This is a genomic window from Micromonospora sp. NPDC048835 (assembly GCF_040649995.1).
GTDB lineage: Bacteria > Actinomycetota > Actinomycetes > Mycobacteriales > Micromonosporaceae > Micromonospora.
The window spans coordinates 79,421-96,631 of record NZ_JBEZGM010000010.1 but is presented as its reverse complement, the minus strand read 5'-3'; the positions used below and the strand labels follow the sequence as shown (position 1 = coordinate 96,631).

The 17,211-nt window shown below is 72.9% G+C and carries 20 protein-coding genes; 9 read left to right on the top strand and 11 right to left on the bottom strand.

What is annotated here, in order from left to right:
• Positions 1-215: 215 nt before the first annotated feature.
• Positions 216-1,670, bottom strand: coding sequence for a glycoside hydrolase family 3 N-terminal domain-containing protein (locus AB0C15_RS14560; protein WP_357351915.1), 1,455 nt, complete (start codon positions 1,668-1,670; stop codon positions 216-218).
• 169 nt (positions 1,671-1,839) lie between these two features.
• Between AB0C15_RS14560 and AB0C15_RS14555 the strand changes: the two genes are divergently transcribed.
• Positions 1,840-3,015, top strand: coding sequence for an ROK family transcriptional regulator (locus AB0C15_RS14555; RefSeq protein WP_357351913.1), 1,176 nt, complete (start codon positions 1,840-1,842; stop codon positions 3,013-3,015).
• Positions 3,016-3,141: 126 nt separating this feature from the next.
• Here the strand turns inward: AB0C15_RS14555 and AB0C15_RS14550 are convergent, their stop codons facing one another.
• A complete protein-coding gene (locus AB0C15_RS14550; protein ID WP_357351911.1) occupies positions 3,142-4,152 on the bottom strand; it encodes an ABC transporter permease subunit in 1,011 nt (336 codons plus the stop codon).
• On the bottom strand, positions 4,149-5,147 hold the full coding sequence (locus AB0C15_RS14545) for an ATP-binding cassette domain-containing protein (protein ID WP_357351909.1): 999 nt from the start codon (positions 5,145-5,147) through the stop codon (positions 4,149-4,151). Before AB0C15_RS14545 ends, AB0C15_RS14550 begins: the two co-directional genes overlap by 4 nt.
• Before the next feature lie 118 nt (positions 5,148-5,265).
• Here AB0C15_RS14545 and AB0C15_RS14540 point away from each other — a divergent pair, with 118 nt between their 5' ends.
• Positions 5,266-6,066 (top strand): ABC transporter ATP-binding protein, encoded by an 801-nt coding sequence (locus AB0C15_RS14540; RefSeq protein ID WP_357351907.1) that lies wholly within the window; start codon positions 5,266-5,268, stop codon positions 6,064-6,066.
• A 23-nt stretch (positions 6,067-6,089) separates the two neighbouring features.
• Positions 6,090-6,986: a ribokinase gene (locus tag AB0C15_RS14535; RefSeq protein ID WP_357351904.1), complete on the top strand. Its 897-nt coding sequence runs from the start codon at positions 6,090-6,092 to the stop codon at positions 6,984-6,986.
• Between the two features lie 45 nt (positions 6,987-7,031).
• Here AB0C15_RS14535 and ftrA read toward each other — a convergent pair whose 3' ends face one another.
• Entirely contained in the window at positions 7,032-8,060 is a 1,029-nt protein-coding gene (gene ftrA / locus AB0C15_RS14530) for a transcriptional regulator FtrA (protein ID WP_357351902.1), read from the bottom strand.
• 70 nt (positions 8,061-8,130) lie between these two features.
• Between ftrA and AB0C15_RS14525 the strand changes: the two genes are divergently transcribed.
• Positions 8,131-8,589 (top strand): rhodanese-like domain-containing protein, encoded by a 459-nt coding sequence (locus AB0C15_RS14525; protein ID WP_357351901.1) that lies wholly within the window; start codon positions 8,131-8,133, stop codon positions 8,587-8,589.
• Positions 8,590-8,612: 23 nt separating this feature from the next.
• On the opposite strand, the gene AB0C15_RS14520 is transcribed toward AB0C15_RS14525, so the two are convergent.
• The 4 genes from AB0C15_RS14520 to AB0C15_RS14505 all read right to left on the bottom strand — a co-directional run bounded on the left by AB0C15_RS14520 (position 8,613) and on the right by AB0C15_RS14505 (position 11,232).
• Positions 8,613-9,341 carry a hypothetical protein gene (locus AB0C15_RS14520; protein WP_357351898.1) on the bottom strand — a complete coding sequence of 243 codons (729 nt, stop codon included), beginning with the start codon at positions 9,339-9,341 and terminating at the stop codon, positions 8,613-8,615.
• A 68-nt stretch (positions 9,342-9,409) separates the two neighbouring features.
• On the bottom strand, positions 9,410-9,778 hold the full coding sequence (locus tag AB0C15_RS14515; RefSeq protein ID WP_357351896.1) for a hypothetical protein: 369 nt from the start codon (positions 9,776-9,778) through the stop codon (positions 9,410-9,412).
• Entirely contained in the window at positions 9,778-10,257 is a 480-nt protein-coding gene (locus AB0C15_RS14510; protein ID WP_357351894.1) for a DUF6232 family protein, read from the bottom strand. The genes AB0C15_RS14515 and AB0C15_RS14510 overlap by 1 nt, the downstream gene beginning before the upstream one ends.
• A gap of 495 nt (positions 10,258-10,752) precedes the next feature.
• Positions 10,753-11,232 (bottom strand): DUF6232 family protein, encoded by a 480-nt coding sequence (locus tag AB0C15_RS14505; RefSeq protein WP_357351892.1) that lies wholly within the window; start codon positions 11,230-11,232, stop codon positions 10,753-10,755.
• Between the two features lie 98 nt (positions 11,233-11,330).
• Between AB0C15_RS14505 and AB0C15_RS14500 the strand changes: the two genes are divergently transcribed.
• Together AB0C15_RS14500 and AB0C15_RS14495 are read left to right on the top strand one after the other, a co-directional pair.
• Entirely contained in the window at positions 11,331-12,104 is a 774-nt protein-coding gene (locus tag AB0C15_RS14500) for an enoyl-CoA hydratase-related protein (RefSeq protein WP_357351890.1), read from the top strand.
• Positions 12,105-12,186: 82 nt separating this feature from the next.
• Positions 12,187-13,809: an acetolactate synthase gene (locus AB0C15_RS14495; protein ID WP_357351888.1), complete on the top strand. Its 1,623-nt coding sequence runs from the start codon at positions 12,187-12,189 to the stop codon at positions 13,807-13,809.
• Positions 13,810-13,855: 46 nt separating this feature from the next.
• On the opposite strand, the gene AB0C15_RS14490 is transcribed toward AB0C15_RS14495, so the two are convergent.
• Genes AB0C15_RS14490 through AB0C15_RS14480 form a run of 3 tightly spaced genes read right to left on the bottom strand, consistent with a single transcriptional unit; the run spans position 13,856 to position 14,994 of the window.
• A complete protein-coding gene (locus tag AB0C15_RS14490) occupies positions 13,856-14,272 on the bottom strand; it encodes a PLD nuclease N-terminal domain-containing protein (RefSeq protein ID WP_357351886.1) in 417 nt (138 codons plus the stop codon).
• A 27-nt stretch (positions 14,273-14,299) separates the two neighbouring features.
• Positions 14,300-14,605 carry a DUF202 domain-containing protein gene (locus tag AB0C15_RS14485; protein WP_357351884.1) on the bottom strand — a complete coding sequence of 102 codons (306 nt, stop codon included), beginning with the start codon at positions 14,603-14,605 and terminating at the stop codon, positions 14,300-14,302.
• A complete protein-coding gene (locus tag AB0C15_RS14480) occupies positions 14,602-14,994 on the bottom strand; it encodes a DUF202 domain-containing protein (protein WP_357351882.1) in 393 nt (130 codons plus the stop codon). The genes AB0C15_RS14485 and AB0C15_RS14480 overlap by 4 nt, the downstream gene beginning before the upstream one ends.
• A 42-nt stretch (positions 14,995-15,036) precedes the next feature.
• Between AB0C15_RS14480 and AB0C15_RS14475 the strand changes: the two genes are divergently transcribed.
• The 3 genes from AB0C15_RS14475 (at position 15,037) to AB0C15_RS14465 (ending at position 17,211) form a co-directional block, all read left to right on the top strand.
• Entirely contained in the window at positions 15,037-15,834 is a 798-nt protein-coding gene (locus tag AB0C15_RS14475) for a GNAT family N-acetyltransferase (protein ID WP_357351880.1), read from the top strand.
• Positions 15,831-16,244 (top strand): hypothetical protein, encoded by a 414-nt coding sequence (locus AB0C15_RS14470; RefSeq protein ID WP_357351878.1) that lies wholly within the window; start codon positions 15,831-15,833, stop codon positions 16,242-16,244. Before AB0C15_RS14475 ends, AB0C15_RS14470 begins: the two co-directional genes overlap by 4 nt.
• Positions 16,245-16,431: 187 nt before the next feature.
• Positions 16,432-17,211, top strand: a complete 780-nt coding sequence (locus AB0C15_RS14465; protein WP_357351876.1) for an electron transfer flavoprotein subunit beta/FixA family protein — start codon at positions 16,432-16,434, stop codon at positions 17,209-17,211.

Genomic DNA, 17,211 nt, shown 5'->3' with positions numbered 1-17,211 from the left:
CGCGGACCGTGGATCCCGGGCCGGATCCACGGTCCGCAACCTCCCCCCAGGCCCCGGTTCCGGGTGTGGCGGCGTGCCGCCACGTGTCGATCACGCTACGTATCGAACAGGCTCGGGGCAAGGTTGAAGCTGTCGGTTCGGAGTGTCGAAAAGCGGACTTGACCTGCGAAAGGGTCTGATCGGCAGGCAGGTCTGCCCGGTGACGTAGCGTGTGGTCAGCCGGCCAGGCCCAGCACCTCGGCCGCCGCGCGACCGTTGGCGTGGCTCGCGCCGTAGGTGGTGACGAAGGCGCGGACACCCGCCGGCCGCCACTGCGCCGGCCAGCCCATCTCCACCACCGTGACCGGGTGCTGGGCGGCCAGGTCGGCGATCAGCTCCGGGCCGCCGGGCAGCCGGTGCAGGTGTCGCCCGACCAGCACGATGGGACGCTCGCCGGCCAACCCGCGCAGTGTCGCCGGGTTCGTCTCGGTGGCGATCACCCGGATCTCCGACACCCCGTGCAGGTGCGGACCGAGGCCCCACGGCACCCGACCCTCGGCGATCGTCGACTCGGTGTGCAGTTGCACCACGAGGGGCTGGTCGAGGCCGGTGAGCAGGCCGTCCACCTGGACCGCGCGGCGCGCTGCCGCGTACCCCAGCTCGGTGTCTCCGGTGGCCGACGACGAGCCGGCGGCCCGGGTCCAGGCAGCGAGGTCGGCGGCGCGGCCGGCCGCCTCCTCCACCCGTGCAGTCGCGAGCCGGCCGTCGGCGAGCGCGTCGACGATCTCGACGGCCACCCGCTCGACCAGCTCGGCGTCGACAGTCGCGCCGATGCAGAGCAGGTCGGCACCCGCGCTCAGGGCCCGGACCGCGGCCGGCCCGACGCCGCCGGCGGCCACCGCGGCACCCTTCATCTCCAGCGCGTCGGTGATGACGGTGCCGGTGAAGCCGTACTCGGTGCGCAGCAGGTCGACCAGGACGGCCCGGCTGAAGGTGGCCGGGTCGGCGCCGGTGAGCGCCGGCACCCGGATGTGCGCGGTCATCACGGCACGCGCCCCGGCGGCCACGACGGCCGCGAACGGCGGCAGGTCCCGTTTGCGGAGCAGGCCCAGCGGAGCGTCCACGGTGGGCAGTTCGTGGTGGGAGTCGGTGACGGTGGCGCCGTGCCCGGGGAAGTGCTTGGCGCAGGCGGCCACACCGGCGGCCTGCAACCCGGCCACGGCGGCGGCCGAGTGGGCGGCGACCCGCACCGGGTCCGCGCCGAAGGACCTGGTGCCGATCACCGGGTTGTCGTCGGCGGTGTTGACGTCGACGGTGGGGGCGAGGTTGACGGTGATGCCGAGCGCGGCCAACTCGGCACCGATCGACTGGTAGACCCGTCGGGTGAGCGCCACGTCGCCGATCGCGCCGAGGGCGGCGTTACCGGGGTACGGGCTGCCGGTGGCGTGTGCCAGCCGGGTCACGTCGCCACCCTCCTCGTCGATGGCGATCAGCACGTCGGGCCGTCCCGCGCGCAGCGCGGCGGTGCTCGCCGCCACCTGCGCGGGGTCGTGCACGTTGGTGCCGAACAGGGTGTGCCCGGCCAGCCCGTCGGCGAGCAGGTCGACCGCCCAGTCCGGCGGGACCGGGCCCGGGTACGCCGCCAGCAGTGTGCCCAACGCCAGCCGGCGCAGTCCTGGATCCAGCCCCACGTGATCTCCCCCTTCGGTGCCCCACGGGTGCGAAACGTCGTACCGGTTGGTGGTCTTGGCCCTGCCGACTCGGCCGAGCGTCCCACCGTCGGGTGACCGTTACGCTACGGCTACCCGTTCGCAGGTCGGTTTACAGTTAGCAAAGTTTACTAAAACTAGAGGACGTGTCATGAGTGCGACCCGGCTGCCCGGCACCCCCCGCCTGTTGCGGGCGCTCAACGACCGTGCCGCCCTGGAGCTGCTCCTCGAGCGCGGTCCGCTGACCCGGGCTCGGCTTGGCGAGCTGACCGGGCTGTCGAAGGTCACCGCCTCGCAGTTGGTCGAGCGCCTGGAGGAGCGCGGCCTCGTCGCGCGGGTCGGCGAGCAGGCCGGCGGGCGGGGGCCGAACGCCCAGCTCTACGCCGTCCGCCCGGGCAGCGCCCACGTGGTCGGCGTGGACGTCGGGCCGGACCGGGTGGTGGCCGCGTGCGCCGACATCACCGGCGCGGTCATCGGCCAGGTCGAGCAGTCGACCCGGGACACCGACGACCCGGTGGGCGTGGTGCACAACGCCGTCGTGCAGGCGGCGAGCAGCGCTCAGGCGCAGCTGAGCAGCGTACGACGGATCGTGCTCGGCACGCCGGGCCTGGTCGACCCCGGCACCGGCGACATCACCTTCGCCTTCAACCTGCCGCGCTGGCACAGCGGTCTGCTCGCCGCGCTGCGGGACGACCTGCACACGCCAGTGGTCTTCGAGAACGACGTCAACCTGGCCGCGGTGGCCGAGGCGCAGTCCGGTGCGGCGCAGGGGCTGTCGGACTTCGTGCTGGTCTGGGTGGGTGCCGGCGTCGGTCTGGCGATCATGCTGGGCGGGCGGTTGCACCACGGCAGCAGCGGCGCGGCCGGTGAGATCGGCTACCTGCCGGTGCCCGGAGCGCCCATCCCACGCGACGTGTCCCGTCGCGCCAAGCCGGCCTTCCAGCAGCTGATCGGCGCGGACTCGGTGCGCGCGGTGGCCGCCGAGCACGGCTACCCGGACGGCGACGCCGCCGAGGCGGTCCGCGCGGCCGTCGCGGCCGGTGCCGACGGTGGCCCGATGCTCGACGAGCTGGCCCGCCGGCTGGCGCTCGGTGTGGCAAGCACCTGCGTGGTGCTCGACCCACCGCTTGTCGTGCTCGCCGGCGAGGTGGGCCAGGCCGGCGGCGCGGCGCTCGCCGACCGGGTGCAGCAGGAGGTCGCGGCGATCACGCTGGTCCAGCCGCGGGTGGTGCCGACCGGGCTGACCGAGGAGCCGATCCTGCGCGGCGCGCTGCGGACGGCCCTGGACGCGGTCCGCGACGAGGTGTTCGGCTCCACCGTCGGCTGAGCCCGCTGCGGCGGTCATGTGAAGAAATATTTCACCGCACGCCCGTGAGGTGCAAGCTCTTGCCGCCTGGCCTGCGGCCCCGGCCGGCCGGGCCGCCCGTCGTGCAACGGGCGGCCCGGAGCGACCTCAGATCAGATCGCGGCGCCGGAACGCGGTGAACGCCGCAGCGGTGAGCCCACCGGTGAGCACGAGCAGCACCAGCAGCGACGCTCCCCAACCGACCGTGTAGAACCCGTCGCAGTAGGGGCCGTTGCTGCCCACGCAGACCTGTTCGTCGTAGAACCGCGCCCCACCGTTGAGCCATGCCCCGATGTGGCTGGAGAGCATGAACAGGTCCGATCGCGGCGCGTCGATGATCTCCAGGACCAGCCGGGCGCCCAACTCCCAGACCACCACGTACGCCGCGAACACGCCGAGCGCCGCCGAGGTGTGCCGACCCAGCGTGGCGATCGCGAAGCCCAGCGCCGAGGCCAGCAGCACCAGCACCAGCCCACGGCCGTGCACCGCGCCGAGCGAACCCCAGAAGTCGCCGTCCAGCCGGCCCGGCAGCCCGGCGGTCTGCCCGATCACCCAGAACGTGGCGAGGTACGCCACCGACGCCAGCAGGGCCAGCACCAACACCGCCCCGAGCAGGGTGCCCAACTTGGCCCCGAGCACCGTCAACCGGCGCGGTCGCCACAGCAACAGGTTCACCACACCGCCCGAGTTCAGATCCGCGCCGATGTAGGAGGCGCCGACCAGGAACCCGAAGAGCACCAGGAACGCGATGAGGAAGTACAGCAGGGACTTCGCCTGCTCGGCGAAGCTGAACACACCCGGCAGGAAGTCGGCCGCGATCGGCAGCCGCTCCTGCCGGATCGGGTCGAGCGCCGAGCAGTGCTCCAGGATGTACCTGTCGGTGTCGACCGGAAAAGTCTCCTTCTGGCGGTCCAGGCACTCCTGGTGGGTGGCCTCCAGGTCGCGCCGCGCCTCGGCGGCCCGCTCCCGCGCCACGGTCAACTCGCTGACGCTCGGCTTGTGCGAGCCGGCAAGGGTGGTCGCCCCGGTGACGGCGAACGCCAACACCAACAGGACGACCATGAGCTGTACGAAGCGACGCGCGGACAGTCGCTCCACCTCGGCACGCACCAGGTTCACGCGTCCACTCCCCGATCGATGTCGATCACAGCTTCGCCCTGTGGCAGCGACGAGTCGTCGACCTGCCGGGGCACCGACGGATGCTCGTACGCGCCGGTCAACTCCAGGAAGACGCTCTCCAGATCCGGCCGCAGCGGCGTCAGCTCGCCCACCCAGAGCCCCTGCTCACCGAGCACCCGACTGACCACCGTCGGGTCGCTCACCCCGCTCACCACCAACGTCTCGCCGTCCACGACCGCCGTCAGCTCGGCCGCGTGCAGCAGCTCGACCGCCCGCTCCGGCTCGGCGACCCGGACCAGGAACTCGTGCCTGTCGTGGCCCGCCAGCACCTCGTCCACGCGGCCGGTCGCGACCCGCCGACCCCGCGAGATGATCGTGACGTGGTCGCAGATCAGCTGGATCTCGCCCAGGATGTGACTGGACACCAGCACCGTCACCCCGTCGGCCGCGAGCGACCGCACCAGGTCCCGCATCTCGCGGATGCCCGCCGGGTCCAGCCCGTTCGCCGGCTCGTCCAGGATGAGCAGCCGCGGGTCCTTCAACAACGCGGACGCCACCGCGAGGCGCTGCTTCATGCCCAGCGAGTAACCCTTCACCCGCTCGTCGCCCCGGTCGTGCAGGCCCACCAGATCGAGCACCTCGTCCACCCGCGAGACCGGCACACCACCGGCGCGGGCCAACAACCGCAGCGTGCGGTGGCCGGTGAAGTTGCCGAAGAACTGCGGGCTCTCCACGATGGCGCCGACCTGGCCGGCCACCCGGGGCAGCAGCTCCGGCGACGGTTCGCCGAGCACTGTCATCCGGCCGCTGTCCGCACGTACCAGCCCCAGCAGGGCGCGCAGGGTGGTGGTCTTGCCGGACCCGTTGGGGCCCAGGAAACCATGGACCTGGCCCGCCTCGACCAGCAGGTCGAACCCGTCCACCGCCACCCGTCGGCCGTTGCGCACGCTGTAGAAGGTCTTGCGCAGACCCTCGATTTCGATGACCGCGCTCATCCGCGCGGCTCCGGACGTCGACGGGGCATGAGCCGTCCTTCGGTCGTGGTGATCAATGACACGGCGCTTCACCCTATGACCGGGGTGCCGCCCATGGGGGGCACCCCGCGCTGCGTGGTTGGATGGTGCGGTGAACCCGGATCTGGTGGTCAGCCTCGACGGCGTCGGCGTACGCCGCTCCGGCACCGCCCTGCTACAGGACCTGACCTGGCACGTCGAGCTGGACGAGCGGTGGGTCGTGCTCGGCTCCAACGGTGCTGGCAAGACCACACTGCTCAACCTCGCCTCCGGTCGGCTGCACCCCACCACGGGTGTCGCCCACGTCCTCGGCGAGCGGATCGGCCGCACCGACGTCAACGAGCTGCGTACCCGGATCGGCCTCACCACCGCCGCGATCGCCGAGCGACTGCCCGCCGACGAGCGGGTCAGCGATGTGGTGGTGACCGCCGCCTGGTCGGTGGTCGGCCGCTGGCGGGAGAACTACGACCGTGGCGACGAGGCGCGGGCGCGGGCACTGCTGGGTCAACTCGGCGTCGGTGGCCTCGCCGAGCGTCGCTACGGCACCCTCTCCGAGGGCGAGCGCAAGCGGGTGCAGATCGCCCGTGCCCTGATGACCGACCCGGAGCTGCTGCTGCTCGACGAGCCCGCCGCCGGGCTCGACCTCGGCGGTCGGGAAGACCTGGTCGCCCGCCTGGCCGAGCTGGCGTACGACCCGGACGCCCCGGCGATGGTGCTCGTCACCCACCACGTCGAGGAGATCCCGCCCGGGTTCACCCACGCACTGCTGCTGCGTGAGGGTGGGGTGGTCGCCCAGGGCCTGCTCGCCGAGACGCTCACCGGTGACAACCTCTCCAAGACCTTCGGGCTGCCACTGGTGGTCGAGCGGTCGGGCGACCGCTACACGGCTCGCGCCGCCTGAGCGTCGGACGGGCGGAGCCGACCATGCCGCAGGCCCGGGTCGCTGTGGTGGGCAGCGCCAACATGGACCTGGTCGCGATGGCCCCGGCGCTGCCGCGGCCGGGCGAGACCATGCTCGGCACCGACTTCGTGATGGTGCCCGGTGGCAAGGGCGCCAACCAGGCGGTGGCCGCGGTACGGGCCGGCGCCTCCGGTGTCTTCCTCGGTGCGATCGGCTCGGACGCCTTCGGCGTCACCCTCAAGGCCCGCATCACCGCGGCCGGCGTGGACACCAGCCACCTGCGCGTGGTCTACGGGGCCTCCGGGGTGGCGCTGGTGATGGTCAACGCCCAGGGGGAGAACGCCATCGTGGTCACCCCCGGCGCGAACGACGCCCTGGTCGGCCTCACCGAGGAGGAGTTGGCCGCGGTGCGCGCGGCGGACGTCCTGGTCGCCCAACTGGAGATCCCGGTGCCGACCGTGACCGCCGCCGCGGTCGCCGCCCGCGAAGCCGGCACCAGGGTCATTCTGAACGCCGCCCCGGCGCGCGACCTTCCGCCGGACCTGCTCGCCGCCGTGGACCTGTTGGTCGTCAACGAGGGCGAGGCGCAGGCGCTCGCCGGTCGCGGTCGGGAGGAGCCCCGGGCGTTGCTCGACCTGACCCCCCGCGCCGTGCTCACCCTCGGCGGCGCCGGGGCCTGGTACGTCGACCGGGACGGCGCCGAGGTGCACGTGCCGGCGGTACCCGTCGACGTGGTCGACTCCACCGCGGCCGGTGACGCGTTCACCGCCGCGCTGGCGGTCGGCTGGGGCGAGGGGCGCGATCTGGTCGACGCGGTGCGCTGGGCCTCGGCGGCCGGCGCCGCCTGCGTCCGCAGGCTCGGCGCGTCGGTGGCGCTCCCACGACGCGCCGAGATCGACGAGCTGTACGTCCCGGCCTGACCCCGTCGCTCGTGCGCCGCGCCGGCTCGGCGCCCGTCGGCGGCGTCAGCCCCGCTGCCCGGCGCCGGTGCGAAAGGCCCGGCGGTACGCCGACGGTGAGGTCAGCATGGCCCGGCCGAAGTGGTGGCGGTAGGTCACCGGCGTGTCGAAGCCCACCGCGCGGGCCACCTGCTCGACCGCGGCGTCGGTCTCCTCCAACAGGGTCAGGCTGGCGCGGATCCGCTGGTCGACGAGCCAACGGATCGGGCTGGTGCCGGTGGCTCGGGCGAAGTGCCGCAGGTACGTGCGGGACGACATGTGCGCCCGCTCGGCGAGCTGGGCCACGCTCAGCGGTTCGGCGAGATGGGCGAGTGCCCAGTCGATGCTGACGGCGATCCGGTCGTCGTCCGGGTCGGCGGGCACCGGCGCCTCGACGAACTGGGCCTGCCCGCCATCGCGGTGCGGTGGGATCACCAGCCGTCGGGCGACCGCGTTGGCGATCGCCGCGCCGTGGTCGCGGCGGATCACGTGTACGCAGAGGTCCAGCCCGGCCGCGCTGCCGGCACTTGTGAGCAGGTCACCGTCGTCGAGGTAGAGCACGTCCGCGTCCACCTCGACCCGTGGGTAGCGTCGCGCCAGCAGCTCCGCGTACCGCCAGTGGGTCGTGGCCCTCCGCCCGTCCAGCAGGCCTGCCCCCGCCAGCGCGAACGCGCCCGAGCAGATCGACATGATCCGGGCACCGCGTCGGTGCGCCAGGCGCAGCGCGGTGGTCAGCTCGGGCGACGGGTCGGCGGTCACGTCAGGTACGCCGGGGACGATCACCGTCCGCGCGGCCGCCAGTTCGGCCAGACCGTACGGTGTGTGCAGGCTTGCTCCGCCGACCACCGGCACCGGGCCCGGCTGCTCCGCGCAGACCACCAGGTCGTACCAGTCGACGTCGAACTCGGGCCGGGCCAGCCCGAACACCTCGGTGACGATGCCGGTCTCGAACACCGACATCCCCGGGTACGCGAGCACGGCGACCGGGTGCGCGGCCGCCGGTCGTCGGGGTGTCGGCAGCGGGCGGGGGCCGGTGGTGGCGGCCGGAGTCGGCATGGCGGGATGTTAGCGCAGGACGTCGTTTCCGCCACTCGTTCCGCGACCACATCCTGGCGAGGATCGGTGCATGACCTTCACCTTCGCCGTCGCAGCGGCCGATCCGGCCACCGCAGCCGCCCACTTCCGCAGTCGACTCAGCGTCGAGACCGACGTCAGTGACGTGCACGCCGACCTGTCGGCCCGTACCCCGAATCTGGTGGTCGTCGACTCCCGGGGCGAGGCCGCCTGGGCGCAGGGGCACCTCCCCGGCGCGGTGCACCTGCCGACCGCCGAGATCGCGACCCGGGCGGCGGATCTGATCCCGCCGGGGTCCGCGGTCGTGACCTACTGCTGGGGTCCCGGCTGCAACGGTGCGACCCGGGCGGCGCTGGAGTTCGCCCGGCTGGGCCATCCGGTGAAGGAGATGCTCGGCGGGTTCGAATACTGGGTGCGGGAGGGGCTGCCGGTGGTGACGGAGGCCGGGCTGATCCGGCGACCTGTCGACGACCTCACCGCACCCACCACGACTGTCACCTGCGCCTGCTGACCTCCGCGCCGGTGGGCGGGGGCTCAGTTCACGGGCTCGTCGGCGAGCTTCTCGCCGCGTCGACGCAGCATGCCCAACCCGGGAATGCCGGCCACGGCGAGCTTGAGGTCACGGGTGACGTCGAGCAGGTCGTGCAGGTCGGGGCCGACCCGGTCCAGGGTGGCCAGGATCGGCAGGATGTCCGCCGTCAGGTGCTCCTTGAGCTTGGGCAGCTCGTCGATCAGGTGGATCGCCGCGCTGATCTCCTCGTGACTCAGCTCCTCCACGAACCGCCCGGCCATCGGCGCGGCCCGGCGCAGCGCCGGCTCGTACGCGGCCAGCAGCTCGGCCGCGGTGGCGGCGGCCTGCGCCGCGGTGCCCACCGTTTCCGCGGCGCCGGTCGCGACCCGGTCGGCCTCGGCGACCACCGCGCCGGCCGCCCGGGAGACCCGGTCGGCCTCGGCGACCACCGCGGCGGCGGCGGTGGCCACCTCGGTGGCCGTGTCGATGGCGGTGGTCGCGGCGGCGCTGATGACGGCCACCTCGCGGACCGCGGCCTCGGCGTCGGTGAGCACCTGGTCGGTCCGGTCCAGGGTCGTCTCGATCCGGTCGACCACGCCGTTGATCCTGGCCAGCAGTGCCTCCACCCCGTCCAGCACCGCGAACGCGCGGGCGGGCACGGCGGCCATCGAGGCAGCCGAGCCGAGCGCCTGGTCGAGAGCGGAGCGGGTCAGGCCGACCACGGCGGTCGGGGTGGGGAGGGGAATCGCCATGGGTCAAGTGTGCGTCGGCCGTGCCAGGACCGCCCGACTGCGCCGGTCAGCGTGAGGTGTCGACAGGCTCAGTCGGCGCGGGCCACCCGCAGCGCCCACCAGATCAGCGGCACCTGCAAGGGCACCCGGCCGTACGCGATGGCCCGCTTCGTCGGGCGGCGGTGCCGCCAGTCCACGGCCATCTTCACGTTCGCCGGCAGCACGGCGACGAAGAGTGCGGCGGCGGCCCGACCACCGGCCCGCCGGGTGGCCGGGTTCGCGACCGCCGCGGCCACCGCAAGCTCGGCCATCCCGCTGGCGTACGTCCAGAACCGGGGCGGTCCGGGCAGCGCACGCGGCACGATCGGGTCGTAGACACCGGGGCGTACCAGATGGGTGACGCCGGCCACCGCGAGCAGGCCGGCCAGGGCGGCGGCCTCGCCGCGGCGGGTGGTCATCAGTGGTCCCCCTGCTGTTCGACGGCGCGCTGCACGGCCCGGTAGATCTGCCCGAACCGTAGCGCGTCGGGGGTCCGCACCAGCAGGTCCTCGCGGCCGTGGTGCTGCACCCACAGCTCGTGCACGTGACTGCCGCGCTCGTAGGAGCGGTCCAGCCAGCCGAGGGGGATCTCCAGGAACGGCAGCGCCACCAGGGCCCCCACCCCGCAGGCGGCGAGGATGATCAGCGCCAGCTTCCAGTTGCCCCGGTCCTGTGCCGACCAGGCGAGCGACAGCACGCAGACCACGGCGACAAGCGGCGGCAGCGAGAGCAGCAGGACCAGGACACCGCGACCCAGCACACGGCCTCGTACGGCGAGGGTCTTCTGCCCCCGTGCGTGCCACACGAACGTCACGTCGGACAGGGCGATCACGTGCCCGCCCGCCCGGATCGACTCGGACGTGACCTGCACCGCGTCGTCCCGGTAATAGAGGGTCATCACTAAGCCTAACCACCACCGGGCAAACCTCGCCCGGCTCGGCCGCCGGCACTCGGCCCGGCCCGCCCGCGATCCGGCGTGTGCCGTCCGGCGACGGCGCGTGGTCCTCGCCGATCTCGCCTGCTTCGGCCGGGAGCGGTGGGCGGGGTCTGCCCCTGGATCGGCCGTGGGTCGTCCGGGAGCGGTGGGCGGGGTCTCCCCCGGATCGGCCGTGGGTCGGCTGGCGGGTAGCGGTGGTGTTGTGATGGTCCTTTGGAGCTGAATCGTTTGCGGCATCACGTGCCGCGGGCCGGGTCTGATTCGTTCGCGACGTCACGTGTCGCGGCCGGCCCGGTCTGATTCGTTTGCGACATCAGCTCCATAGGCATTGCACGAACCCTCTGCCCGCCGCCCCGCGCCGCCCCGCGCCGCCCCGCGCCCCCGCGCCGCCCGCGCCGCCGCCCCGCGCCGCCCCTCGCCGCACCTGGGTGGAGCGGGGGAGCGGGAACAGGTTGGCTAGCGGCGTGTGACGGGGCGGGCCGGTTGGCTGTGCTCGACCGCGCGCTGCACCGCCCGGTAGATCTGCCCGAAGCGCAGCGCGTCACCCGTCCGCAGCAGGCGCACCGGCTGACCCCGCCAGCGGGCCCAGATCTCCAGTTGGCGGCTGCCCCGGGCGTACGAGCGGTCGAGGTGTTCGAAGAGGAAGTCGGCGACCGGCCCGACGGCCAACCCGACGAGCACCGACGCGCCGACGATCGCGATCGTCACGGTGGGTGAGCGGTGCAGCCAGACGGCCACGCCGATGCCGAGCACCGCCGCGACCAGCGGGCCGGCGAGCGCGGCACCGATCGCACCGCGGCCCACGAGCACGCGCCAGGATCGGGTGCCACGGCGGTGCCAGATCATGGTGATGTCGGCGAGCGCGTAGCTGCGACCGTCGACGCGGACGGTGCTGGAGGTGACCTGTACCGACCTGTCGTCGTAATACGTGATCATGGCTGGACTCCCGCCCACGGGGCTGACACCACACTACTTACCCAAACGAGCCGGGTCGTAAGGTTGGCACGCGACTTCAACGAGGAAGTGAGGGCAGCGTGGGCGAGTTCGTTCGGCTGGAGACCACTGACGGCATCGGCACGATCCGGCTGGAGCGGCCGCCGATGAACGCGCTCAACACCCAGGTGCAGGAGGAGTTGCGCGCCGCCGCCACGGCGGCCAGCGCCGACCCCGAGGTCCGCGCCGTCATCGTGTACGGCGGGGAGAAGGTCTTCGCCGCCGGCGCGGACATCAAGCAGATGGCCGACATGTCCTACGTGGACATGGCCGAGAGGGCCGCGAACCTGTCCAGCGCCCTCGGCGCGATCGCCCGGATCCCCAAGCCGGTCGTCGCCGCGATCACCGGGTACGCGCTCGGCGGCGGCTGCGAGCTGGCGCTGGCGTGTGACTGGCGGATCGTGGCCGACGACGCCAAGCTCGGCCAGCCGGAGATCAGGCTCGGCATCATCCCGGGCGCGGGCGGCACCCAGCGGTTGGCTCGTCTGGTCGGCCCGGCCCGCGCCAAGGACCTGATCATGACGGGTCGGATGATCGACGCCGAGGAGGCGCTGCGGATCGGCCTGGCCGACCGGGTGGTCCCCGCTGCCGAGGTCTACGGGGCCGCGGTGGCGTACGTGAAGCCGTACCTGACCGGGCCGGTGCAGGCGCTGCGCGCGGCGAAGCTGGCGGTCGACGGCGGCCTGGACATGGATCTGAACTCGGGCCTGGCCTGGGAGAGTCAGCTCTTCGCGGCGTTGTTCGCCACCGACGACCGGCGGGAGGGCATGACCGCCTTCGTGGAGAAGCGCAAGCCGGACTTCACCGGCCGCTGACGATTAGTCGAGAACGGTTCACATTGTTCCTACCGGCCAGTAGCGTGAGGCGTCGGTCATGAGGGACGAAGGGGAGCGGCGAATGACGGAGCGGATCGAGGGTCACGGCGGCGAGTTGGCGCTCGCGGCCCTACGCGCACACGGCGTACGGGAGATGTTCACGCTCTCCGGCGGGCACGTCTTCCCGCTCTACGACGCGGCGTACAAGACCGACTTCCCGATCTACGACGTCCGGCACGAGCAGTCCGCGGTCTTCGCCGCCGAGGCGGTGGCCAAGCTCCAGCGCCGCCCCGGCCTCGCCGTGCTCACCGCCGGGCCGGGCGTCACGAACGGCATCTCCGGCATGACGAGCGCGTTCTTCAACGCCTCGCCGGTGCTGGTGCTCGGCGGCCGGGCGCCCGCGTTCCGCTGGGGCTCGGGCAGCCTCCAGGAGATGGACCACCTGCCGCTCGTCGCCCCGGTCACCAAGCACGCCGAGACGGTGTTCAGCACCGACGACATTCCGCGTGCGGTGGGTGCCGCGCTCAACGCCGCGCTCACGCCGCACCGCGGCCCGGCCTTCCTCGACTTTCCGCTGGAGACGGTCTTCTCGGTCGCCGAGACCGAGCTGCCCACCGTGACGGGCGTCGACCCGATCGCACCGGACCCGGAGGAGGTCGGCCGCGCCGCCCTGCTCATCGCCGGGGCGCAGCGGCCGGTCATCATCGCCGGCTCCGACGTGTACGCGGGCGACGCGGTCGCCGCCCTGCGCGAGGCGGCCGAGGCGTTGCAGGTGCCGGTCTTCACCAACGGCATGGGTCGTGGCTCGCTCCCGCCGACGCACCCGCTCGCGTTCGCCAAGGCCCGGCGGGCCGCGCTCTCCGGTGCCGACGTGGTCGTGGTGGTGGGCACCCCGCTGGACTTCCGGCTCAGCTTCGGTGACTTCGGTGACGCCAAGGTGGTGCACATCGTCGACGCGCCAAGCCAGCGGGCGACGCACGTGCAGCCGGCCGTCGCCCCCGCCGGTGACCTGCGGCTGATCCTCTCCGCGCTCGCCGACCACGCAGGCGACCGGGCCGACCACGCCGACTGGATCGCCGACCTGCGCGTGGCCGAGGACGCCGCGAAGGCCCGGGACGCGGCCGAGATGGCCGCCGAGACCGACCCGATCCGCCCGGCCCGGATCTACGGCGAGCTGCGTCGGGTGCTCGCCCCGGACGCGATCACCATCGGCGACGGCGGTGACTTCGTGTCGTACGCCGGGCGGTACCTGGAGCCGGCCCAGCCCGGCACCTGGCTGGACCCGGGCCCGTACGGCTGCCTGGGCACCGGTATGGGTTACGCGATGGGGGCCCGGGTCAGTCACCCGGACCGGCAGATCTGCGTGCTGATGGGCGACGGCGCGGCCGGGTTCTCGCTGATGGACGTCGAGTCGCTGGTCCGCCAGAAGCTGCCGGTGGTGATCGTCGTCGGCAACAACGGCATCTGGGGGCTGGAGAAGCACCCGATGCGGGCCATGTACGGCTACGACGTGGCCGCCGACCTCCAGCCCGAGCTGCGCTACGACACGGTGGTCAGCGCGCTCGGCGGAGCGGGGGAGACGGTCGCCAAGGCGGCCGACCTGGGCCCGGCGCTCCAGCGGGCGTTCGACTCCGGAGTGCCGTACCTGGTCAACGTGCTCACCGACCCGACCGACGCGTACCCCCGCTCGTCGAACCTGGCCTGAGTCGCACCCGCCGCCGTCGCTCCCGCGCCGGCGGCGGCGGGTGCGCTCACACCTCGGGCCGGTCACCCTCGCGCGGCGGCTCGCCGTCATGGCGGCGCAGGTCGTCCTCGCGCCGACGCAGGTCTTCCTCCCAGCGGCGGAACAGCTCCTGGTCCTGCTGCTTGGCGCGTTCCTCGACGGAGCGGAGGAACTCCGGGTCGTCGTCGGGGGCCACCGGCCGGCGGCGCTGCCGCTCGGCGCCGCCGCTCACGCCCGGCCAGCCCTTGCCGCCGCCGGGGCTGCGCTGCCGGCCGGCGACGAACCAGGCGATCGAGCCGACCAGCGGGAAGAACAGGATGATCAGCACCCAGACGATCCGGGGCAGGCCACGGATCTGACCTTCCTCGGCGGAGAGACAGCTGATCAGCGCGCAGACCGCGAGGACGATCTGCACCAGGAAGAGGAGTACGCCAAGCCGGGCCATGCACCCATCATGGCGCACCGTTTCCCGTCACCCCAGTCTGCGGAGCACCAGCAGCACTCCCAGTAGCGCGAGTGCCACGGTGCCGAACGCGACGAGCGGTAGGGTCCGGCCGCCGGTGCGGGCCGGTCCGGTGCCTGTCGCGCGGGGCCAGCAGAGCGCCAGCAGGGCACCCCACAGCACCACCGTGACCCCGGCGAGCAGCGCCCCGGCCGGGTCGCCTGTCGAGGCCAGCCGGACGGCCAGCGCGGTCACCACCGTCGCCGCGAGTAGCGTGCGCCGCCAGGCCAGCCGGGTCCGCTCCGGTTGCAGCCCCGGGTCGCGTCCGATGCTCACCGCCCGCCGACGGCCCGGGTCAGGACGGCCACGACGAGCAGCACCGCTCCGACGCCCACGGCGATGGCGAGGACGGCGGGGAACCGCGACGCGGGCAGTTCCTGACCGAGCCGGATGGCCCGTTCGGTACGGGCCCAGTGGTCCACGGCGCGGATCGCGACCAGCCCGCCGAGCAGCAGCAGCGTCACCGCGATCGCCTCCCGCAGGTGGCTCATCGCGAGCGGCGGCAGGAACTGTGCGGCGGCCAACCCGCCGCCCACCAGCGCCAGTCCGGTGCGCAACCAGGCGAGGAAGGTCCGTTCGTTGGCCAGCGAGAACCGGTAGTCAGGGGTCTCACCGACCGAGCGCAGCTCCGCCGGGTCGAACCATCGCCTGATCGCCTCCCACACAGTGGGAGGATATCCACTTCCCATGCCGCTTAGCCTGGGCCGGTGACTGATCTCGACGTGATGACGCTGCGCGACGCCTACGACAACCAACTCCGCCCGGAGATCCCCGACCCGGTTCCGGCCGGGGTGACGGTGGAGCGGGACGGGCCGCTGGTCCGCATCCTCGGGCTCGACTCCGGCGGCTTCCTCACCTACCGCGACCTGGGCGGGTTGACCGGCGACGCGCTGGACGAGTTGATCGAGCGGCAGGTGCGGCTGTTCCGGGAGCGTGGCCAGTCGGTCGAGTGGAAGCTCAACGAGCACGACGAGCCGGCCGACCTGGCGGACCGGCTGCGCGCCGCCGGCTTCGTCCCCGAGGACCGGGAGACCGTCGTGGTCGGGCCGGTCGCCCCGTTGGCCGCCGCGCTGCCTGTCGTTCCCGAGGGGGTACGCCTGCGTGAGGTGACCGCCCGGGAGGACCTGGAGCGGATCGCCGCCATGGAGGAGGAGGTCTGGCAGGAGGACCGCTCGCACCTCGTGACGGGTCTGGCCAAGGAGATCGACGCCGACCCGACCTCGATCACCGTGGTGGTGGCCGAGGTGGACGGGGCGGTGGTGAGCGCCGGCTGGGTGCGCTTCCCGGCGAACACCGGCTTCGCCACGATGTGGGGCGGCTCGACGTTGCCGCAGTGGCGGCGCAAGGGCATCTACCGGGCGTTGGTCAACTACCGGGCGCGGCTTGCCGAGCAGCGGGGTCGGACGCTCATGCAGGTCGACTGTTCCGAGGACAGCCGGCCCATCCTCCAGCGGCTCGGCCTCGTCCCGGTCACCACCACCACCCCGTACGTCTACACTCCGTGATCATGGAGCAGCGGTTGACGGACGAGGAGCGCCTGACCCTCAAGACCGGCGCCTTCGGTGCCGTCTTCCTGGTCTCCAACGCCGACCCGGGAGTGCTGGGGGTGATCCGGGAGAGCATCGCCGCGTCCGGCGCGCTCGCCGAGGCCAGTGGCACGGTCAAGGAGGCGCTGACCACCGGCCCGCTGCCGCGGCTGCCCCGGGACTCGCAGCTCGAGATCGAGTCGGTGGTGCTGCCGGCGCTGGGGCGGGCGGTGCGGATCCTGCGGGAGAAGTCCCCGCGGGAGGTGGACGCGTACCGCGAACTGGTGTTGGCCGCGGCGGACCAGGTGGCCCGGGCGCACGACGGGGTGGCACCCGCCGAGGCGGCGGCCATCGACCAGATCCGGGTGGCGTTGGCCGAGCCCGCCTGACCGGCCGGGCGTCGGTGAGCTGTGTCACCCTGAGTGCTGCGGGAGCGCAACCTACTGGCAGGTAACATTGCGTCGTGGGCAACTGCACAACCGCCCGCGGTTGACCTGACGTCGACCGACGCGCGACGCTGCGCCCCAGACCGGGCGAGCGAATCGCAACACCACACAGGAGGGTCGTCGAAGCGCGATGAACATCGTCGTACTCGTCAAGCAGGTGCCTGATTCGGGCGCGGACCGCAACCTGCGCAATGACGACAACACCGTCGACCGCGGTTCGGCGAACAACGTGATCAACGAGATGGACGAGTACGCCATCGAGGAGGCCCTGAAGATCAAGGAAGCGCACGGCGGTGAGGTCACCATCCTGACCATGGGTCCGGACCGGGCGACCGAGTCGATCCGCAAGGCGCTCTCCATGGGCCCGGACAAGGCCGTGCACGTGCTCGACGACGCCCTGCACGGTTCGTGTGCCGTCGCCACCTCGAAGGTGCTCGCCGCCGCGCTCGGTCAGCTCAACGCCGACCTGGTCATCTGCGGTGCCGAGTCCACCGACGGTCGGGTCCAGGTCATGCCGCACATGATCGCCGAGCGGCTGGGTGTCGCGGCGCTGACCGGCGCCCGCAAGCTCACCGTCGACGGCGCGACGCTCACCGTCGAGCGGCAGACCGAGGAGGGCTACGAGGTGGTCACCGCCGCGACTCCCGCCGTGGTCTCCGTCTGGGACACCATCAACGAGCCGCGCTACCCCTCCTTCAAGGGCATCATGGCCGCCAAGAAGAAGCCGGTGCAGACGCTCTCGCTTGCCGACCTCGGCGTCGCGGCCGACGAGGTGGGCCTCGACGGCGCGACGAGCGCCGTCGTCGAGCACACCAAGCGTCCCCCGCGCTCCGGCGGCGCCAAGGTCACCGACGAGGGCGAGGGCGGCGTCAAGCTGGTCGAGTTCCTCGCCACCGAGAAGTTCGTGTGA

Excerpts from the sequence above, each read along its gene's own strand:
- AB0C15_RS14555 (WP_357351913.1), top strand. The coding sequence starts at position 1,840 with ATGAGTGCGACCCGGCTGCCCGGCACCCCCCGCCTGTTGCGGGCGCTC.
- AB0C15_RS14545 (WP_357351909.1), bottom strand. The coding sequence starts at position 5,147 with ATGAGCGCGGTCATCGAAATCGAGGGTCTGCGCAAGACCTTCTACAGC.
- AB0C15_RS14535 (WP_357351904.1), top strand. The coding sequence starts at position 6,090 with ATGCCGCAGGCCCGGGTCGCTGTGGTGGGCAGCGCCAACATGGACCTG.
- ftrA (WP_357351902.1), bottom strand. The coding sequence starts at position 8,060 with ATGCCGACTCCGGCCGCCACCACCGGCCCCCGCCCGCTGCCGACACCC.
- AB0C15_RS14525 (WP_357351901.1), top strand. The coding sequence starts at position 8,131 with ATGACCTTCACCTTCGCCGTCGCAGCGGCCGATCCGGCCACCGCAGCC.
- AB0C15_RS14520 (WP_357351898.1), bottom strand. The coding sequence starts at position 9,341 with ATGGCGATTCCCCTCCCCACCCCGACCGCCGTGGTCGGCCTGACCCGC.
- AB0C15_RS14515 (WP_357351896.1), bottom strand. The coding sequence starts at position 9,778 with ATGACCACCCGCCGCGGCGAGGCCGCCGCCCTGGCCGGCCTGCTCGCG.
- AB0C15_RS14510 (WP_357351894.1), bottom strand. The coding sequence starts at position 10,257 with ATGACCCTCTATTACCGGGACGACGCGGTGCAGGTCACGTCCGAGTCG.
- AB0C15_RS14505 (WP_357351892.1), bottom strand. The coding sequence starts at position 11,232 with ATGATCACGTATTACGACGACAGGTCGGTACAGGTCACCTCCAGCACC.
- AB0C15_RS14495 (WP_357351888.1), top strand. The coding sequence starts at position 12,187 with ATGACGGAGCGGATCGAGGGTCACGGCGGCGAGTTGGCGCTCGCGGCC.
- AB0C15_RS14490 (WP_357351886.1), bottom strand. The coding sequence starts at position 14,272 with ATGGCCCGGCTTGGCGTACTCCTCTTCCTGGTGCAGATCGTCCTCGCG.
- AB0C15_RS14465 (WP_357351876.1), top strand. The coding sequence starts at position 16,432 with ATGAACATCGTCGTACTCGTCAAGCAGGTGCCTGATTCGGGCGCGGAC.